Origin of the sequence: Rhizobacter sp., from assembly GCF_031412075.1 — a bacterium.
Lineage (GTDB): Bacteria > Pseudomonadota > Gammaproteobacteria > Burkholderiales > Burkholderiaceae_C > Rhizobacter.
In genome coordinates this window covers 1-5222 of sequence record NZ_JANOCG010000036.1, presented here as the reverse complement: position 1 = coordinate 5222, position 5222 = coordinate 1, and the positions used below count along the sequence as shown (strand labels likewise).

8 protein-coding genes are annotated in these 5222 nt (G+C 66.6%); 4 read left to right on the top strand and 4 right to left on the bottom strand.

Annotated features, from left to right (window positions below; all coding sequences use genetic code 11):
• The 4 genes from RMO40_RS25455 to RMO40_RS01205 form a co-directional block, all read right to left on the bottom strand.
• Window positions 1-144 (bottom strand): VOC family protein (locus RMO40_RS25455; RefSeq protein WP_489660086.1); only part of this gene is annotated, 144 nt, incomplete at its 3' end.
• 23 nt (window positions 145-167) lie between these two features.
• A complete protein-coding gene (locus RMO40_RS01215; protein WP_309715166.1) occupies window positions 168-701 on the bottom strand; it encodes an SRPBCC family protein in 534 nt (177 codons plus the stop codon).
• Window positions 698-1120, bottom strand: a complete 423-nt coding sequence (locus RMO40_RS01210) for a YciI family protein (RefSeq protein ID WP_309715164.1) — start codon at window positions 1118-1120, stop codon at window positions 698-700. The genes RMO40_RS01215 and RMO40_RS01210 overlap by 4 nt, the downstream gene beginning before the upstream one ends.
• A 114-nt stretch (window positions 1121-1234) precedes the next feature.
• On the bottom strand, window positions 1235-1588 hold the full coding sequence (locus RMO40_RS01205) for a YciI family protein (RefSeq protein ID WP_309715162.1): 354 nt from the start codon (window positions 1586-1588) through the stop codon (window positions 1235-1237).
• A 92-nt stretch (window positions 1589-1680) separates the two neighbouring features.
• Between RMO40_RS01205 and RMO40_RS01200 the strand changes: the two genes are divergently transcribed.
• The 4 genes from RMO40_RS01200 to RMO40_RS01185 all read left to right on the top strand — a co-directional run.
• Window positions 1681-2100, top strand: a complete 420-nt coding sequence (locus RMO40_RS01200; protein WP_309715160.1) for a hypothetical protein — start codon at window positions 1681-1683, stop codon at window positions 2098-2100.
• Window positions 2101-2181: 81 nt separating this feature from the next.
• A complete protein-coding gene (locus tag RMO40_RS01195) occupies window positions 2182-2532 on the top strand; it encodes a hypothetical protein (RefSeq protein WP_309715158.1) in 351 nt (116 codons plus the stop codon).
• Complete coding sequence (locus RMO40_RS01190) at window positions 2529-3944, top strand: TolC family protein (RefSeq protein ID WP_309715156.1); 1416 nt, start codon at window positions 2529-2531, stop codon at window positions 3942-3944. The genes RMO40_RS01195 and RMO40_RS01190 overlap by 4 nt, the downstream gene beginning before the upstream one ends.
• A 31-nt stretch (window positions 3945-3975) precedes the next feature.
• Window positions 3976-5222: copper oxidase (locus RMO40_RS01185; RefSeq protein ID WP_309715154.1), on the top strand; the 1247-nt coding region annotated here is incomplete at its 3' end.

Genomic DNA, 5222 nt, shown 5'->3' with positions numbered 1-5222 from the left:
CGCGTGGATGGTGTCGCTGATCACCAGGCAGGCGCCCTGGTCGTTGCTGAACTGCGGGTTGAAGTGGTAGCCCATGCCCTCGAAGAAGGTGCGCGAGCGCGGCAAGTCCTTGACGGGCAGGTTGACGAAGATGAGTTTGTTCACGGCTGTTCCTTGGGGTTGAGTGTTCAGCGGCGCTCGGCAATCGCCTTCAGGCTGGCCAGGCCGGTCTCGAAGTCGCGGCCGACCATCTTGTCCATGTTGAAGATCACGCCCATCAGCTTGCCGAGAAACGGGCAGGGCCCGCGCATGGCCCAGGTCACGTCGGTGCTGGCCGGGCCCTGGGGCGAGAGCGTGAAGTCGATGACGTTGTCGCAGGCCATCGGTGCAGTCATCACGAGCGACATCGTCACGCGGTGGGGCGCAGCCGGTTCGATGATCGTGATGCTGCCCTTGCCCACGTTTTTGTTGCCTTCGAAATCGTAGGCCGCGCCGGGGCCGGCGTTGGGGCCGCGGTAAGTGCCCTTCATCGTCGGGTCTTTCTGGTTGTAGGGGTTCCAGGTGTTGAAGCGCTGCATGTCGTTGATGAGCGAGCGGATGCGCTCGGCCGGCGCCTGGATTTCCATCGAGCGCTGGATCTGCATCGTGTCGGGCCGGGTGGCGGCATAGAGCAGCAGGGCCGCGACGGCCACCGCCAGCACGAGGGCGATGGCGGCGATCATGCGGCGGCTCCCTGGTTCATGCCCATCTCGCGAAAGCGCTCAACAGACTGCCCTGGCGCAAAGTCTTCGAGCTCGAACATCTGGCGCACCTCGATCTCGGCGTCTTGTTGTTCGCCCATGGGCGCCGGGAAACGGCGTGTCCACTCGATGGCTTCTTCGCGCGAACGCACCTGGATGATGGTGTAGCCGGCGACCAGCTCCTTGGTCTCGGCGAAGGGCCCGTCGACCAGGGTGCGCCGCCCGCCGCTGTAGCGGATGCGCCAGCCGCGGGCGCTCGGCTGCAGGCCGTTGCCGTCGAGCAGCACACCGGCCTTGACCAGTTGTTCGTGGTAGTCGGCCATGGCGGCCATCAAGCCCTCCTCGGGCAGGATGCCGGCCTCGGAGCGGCCCGTGGCCTTGACGATGATCATGAATCGCATGTCGCTTCTCCTCGTGGTGAGTTGGGTGGAACCGTTGAAAAATTCGGTTCACATCCACACGACGAACGAGGTCGGGCGTTTTCGACACGCGCCAGGTTCTGTTGAAACCTGGAATTACTCGTAACAGGGGCCCAGCTCTCGCACTTCCAGGGTGCACCACTCCGCCGCCGGGCAGGTGGCGGCGATGGCGACGGCTTCGGCGCGGGTGGTGCAGTTGAGCAGGAAGAAACCGCCGATCATTTCCTTGGCCTCGGCGAAAGGGCCGTCAAGCACCTGGGTCTTGCCGTTGCGCACCGCCACCCGAGCAGCGTCGTCTTGCGACTTGAGCGACTCCACGGCCAGCAGCAAGCCGCGCTGTTTGAGCGAGTCGCCAAAGTCGACCATGCGCTGGTAGACGGCGCGGCCTTCGAGCTCGGTGCGCGTGCGGCGCTGGTGGGTGGGTTCGACGATCAGCAGCAGGTAGCCCATCGGGGTTCCTCGGGTTCTGGAGAAGGCGGAAGAATAGACCACCGAGCCCCTGCATGCGCAGGTGGCTATGCCGATTGGGCTAGAGTCGCGCCATGTGTGTGTGGCTCAAATTTGTGATGGCTTGCCTGTTGGCGCTGGCGCTGCCCGCCCAGGGGCTGGCCAACGCCACCATGCTTGTTTGCGGCAGCAGTCACCAGCGCATGCACACGGTGAAGGCCGCGGCCCCACCAGCCTCGGACCATCACCTCCACCATGGCGCTGCTGAAGGGCACCAGCACAGCGCTGAACGGGCGGGCCACAAGCCGGCCTCACCCGACAAGCTGACCGACCTGGGCCAGTACAAGTGCAGCTCGTGCGCCTCGTGCTGCGCCGGTATCGCGGTCTTGAGCGCCTTGCCGCAACTGGTGCCGCCCGAGTTCGGCACCACGGTCTTTGCTGCGGTCGCGCCCGGCGTCGTCGCGTTTGCGACCGACGGCCCCGACCGGCCGCCCCGAAGCCCCCTCGCGCACTGACCCGGCGACACCCCGCCGGGTCACGTCACTCCTGGCCGCACGCGCGGCGCAGGAGCCCTCTGGTTTTGACGCGAGGTCATCATGCTTGTCTCCATTTGTCGCTGGCTCACGCCAGCCGCGCTGCTGCTGGCCGCCTGGCCCGCCCACGCGCAGACCGCTGCACCGGGCGCCCGGCCCGACCCGCTCGACCCGCAGGCCCAGGTGCCGGCGCTCGTCTATCAATCGTCGTTCACCGCCTACCGGCGACTGGGTGAGGACAAACCGCTGTCCTGGCGCGAGGCCAACGACACGGTGAACCGCATCGGCGGCTGGCGTGTCTACACCCGCGAGGCGCAGCAGGCCGAGCCGGCGGCGGCGCCCGCCTCGGCGGCATCACAACCCGGCACGGCCAAGCCGATGCCCCACGGGCGTCACGGCACCCACAAGCCATGAACGCGTGCACTTCACTTACCACCACCGCAGCGGTGCTGCTCAGCACCGTGCTCGCAGGCTGTGCTTCCTTCAGCGCAGACGGCGGTTTTGCGTCGGTCGAACAAACGGCACAAGTGCGCTTGGGCAAGGAGCTGCGCTGGGCACGCTCGGCTGCTGATCAAGAGGCCATCGACAAACGCGTCGCCGAGCTGCTGGCTCAACCGCTGACGATGGACGACGCGGTGCAGGTCGCCCTGTTGAACAACCGCGGCCTGCAGGCGAACTTTCAGGAGCTGGGCATCAGCGAGGCGGAGCGGGTGCAAGCCGGCCGCCTGCCCAACCCGGGCTTCAGCTTCGGGCGTTTAACACGCGGCGACGAAATCGAGATCGAGCGGGGGTTGCACCTCAATCTGGCCCGCTTGCTGGCCATGCCACTCATCGGCCCGATGGAAAAACGGCGCTTCGAGCAAACGCAGAGTGGGGTCGCGATGAACGTGCTCTCGCTGGCTGCGGACACACGCAAGGCGTATGTCAACGCACTCGCGGCCGTTGAGAGCGTGCGTTACATGCAGCAGGTGAAGCAGGCCGCCGAGGCCAGCGCCGAGCTGGCCCGCCGCATGGAGCAGGTGGGCAACTTCAACAAGCTTCAACGTGCGCGTGAACAGGGTTTTTATGCCGATGCGGCGCTCAACCTCGCCCGCGCCGAACAGGCCCAGCGCGCCACCCGCGAGCGCCTCACGCGCCTGCTCGGCGCATGGGGGCCACAAACCCAGTTCACCCTGCCCGAACGCCTGCCCGACCTGCCGGCGCAAGCCCTCGACCTGCCCGACATCGAACGGGTGGCGCTCGCGCAGCGGCTCGACGTGCAAGGCGCCAAACTCGCGGCCGAGCAGACGGCCCGGAACCTGGGCCTCACACGCCGCACCCGCTTCATCAACGTGCTGGAACTGGGCCTGGTGCGCAACAGCTCAAACGAAGCGCCGACCCAGCGCGGCTGGGAGCTGAGCTTCGAGTTGCCCTTGTTCGACTGGAGCGGCGCACGCGTGGCGCGCAGCGAAGCGGTCTACATGCAAAGCGTGCACCGCGCGGCCGAGACCGCCATCAACGCCCGCTCCGAGGTGCGCGAAGCGTATGGCGCCTACCGAACGGCGTACGACATCGCGCGCCACCATCTCGACGAGATCGTGCCGCTGCGCCAGCGCATCGCCGAAGAGAACGTGCTTCGCTACAACGGCATGCTGATCGGCGTGTTCGAGCTGTTGGCCGATGCACGCGCGCAGATCGCCAGCGTCAACGCCGCCATCGAAGCCAAGCGCGACTTCTGGATTGCGCAGGCCGATCTCGACATGGCCCTCATCGGCAAGCCCAGCCTGGCCTCAGTCACTGGCGCACCGAGTGGCCCCGCGATGGCGGGCGAGGCCGGCGCGCACTGAACCCCATCAAGACACCTTCAAGGAACACACCATGGTTTCCCGACGTTCTCTTCTTGGTGCCGGTGCCATCACCGCCGCCGCCACCGCGGCCTCGGTCAGCAAGGTCGCGATGGCCGCCTTGCCCGAGCCAGTGCTGCAAACCCGACCCGACACCATGCCGCCGCTCGTGCCCGCCAGCGGCCGCCCCTACAACCCGGTGGTCACGCTCAACGGCTGGACGCTGCCCTGGCGCATGAACCAGGGGGTCAAAGAGTTCCACCTCGTGGCCGAGCCCGTGGTGCGCGAGATGACGCCCGGCTTCAAGGCCCACCTGTGGGGCTACAACGGCCAGAGCCCCGGGCCGACGATCGAGGTGGTCGAAGGCGACCGGGTGCGCATCTTCGTCACCAACAAGCTCGGCGAACTCACCAGCGTGCACTGGCACGGCCAGCGCCTGCCCAACGGCATGGACGGCGTGACGGGGCTCAACCAACCCGGCATCCCGCCGGGCAAGACCTTCGTCTACGAGTTCGTGGCGCGCCGGCCCGGCACCTTCATGTACCACCCGCATGCCGACGAGATGGTGCAGATGGCGATGGGAATGATGGGCTTCTGGATCACCCACCCCAAGACGAAGCACCCGCTGATCGACGAGGTGAACCGCGACTTCGTCTTCCTGCTCAACGCCTACGACATCGACCCGGGCAGCTACACGCCCAAGATCATGACGATGCTCGACTTCAACCTCTGGAGCTGGAACAGCCGCATCTTTCCCGGCATCGACCCGCTGGTGGTGAGGAAGAACGACAAGGTGCGCATCCGCGTCGGCAACCTGACGATGACCAACCACCCGATGCATCTGCACGGCCACGAGTTTCTGGTCACGGGCACCGACGGCGGGCCGACGCCGAAGTCGACGCGCCAATACGAGGTTACTGCCGACGTCGCCGTGGGCCAGATGCGTCAGCTCGAGTTCCTGGCCGACGAGGAAGGCGATTGGGCCTTCCACTGCCACAAGAGCCACCACACGATGAACGCGATGGGCCACGACGTGCCGACGATGATCGGCGTGGACCACCGGGACGTCGTGAATCAGATCACCCGCTTGGTGCCCGACTACATGGTGATGGGCGAGCGCGGCATGAAGGACATGACCGAGATGGAGATGCCGCTGCCCGACAACACCGCCGCGATGATGACCGGCACCGGTCCCTTCGGCGCGGTCGGCATGGGCGGCATGTTCAGCGTCGTCAAGGTGCGCAAGGACCAGAAGGCCGGCGACTACACCGACCCGGGCTG

What these genes read in the sequence shown, in the direction of transcription:
- RMO40_RS01190 (WP_309715156.1), top strand. Translation starts at nt 2,529, where the DNA reads ATGAACGCGTGCACTTCACTTACCACCACCGCAGCGGTGCTGCTCAGC.
- RMO40_RS01205 (WP_309715162.1), bottom strand. Translation starts at nt 1,588, where the DNA reads ATGGGCTACCTGCTGCTGATCGTCGAACCCACCCACCAGCGCCGCACG.
- RMO40_RS01215 (WP_309715166.1), bottom strand. Translation starts at nt 701, where the DNA reads ATGATCGCCGCCATCGCCCTCGTGCTGGCGGTGGCCGTCGCGGCCCTG.
- RMO40_RS01195 (WP_309715158.1), top strand. Translation starts at nt 2,182, where the DNA reads ATGCTTGTCTCCATTTGTCGCTGGCTCACGCCAGCCGCGCTGCTGCTG.
- RMO40_RS01200 (WP_309715160.1), top strand. Translation starts at nt 1,681, where the DNA reads ATGTGTGTGTGGCTCAAATTTGTGATGGCTTGCCTGTTGGCGCTGGCG.
- RMO40_RS01210 (WP_309715164.1), bottom strand. Translation starts at nt 1,120, where the DNA reads ATGCGATTCATGATCATCGTCAAGGCCACGGGCCGCTCCGAGGCCGGC.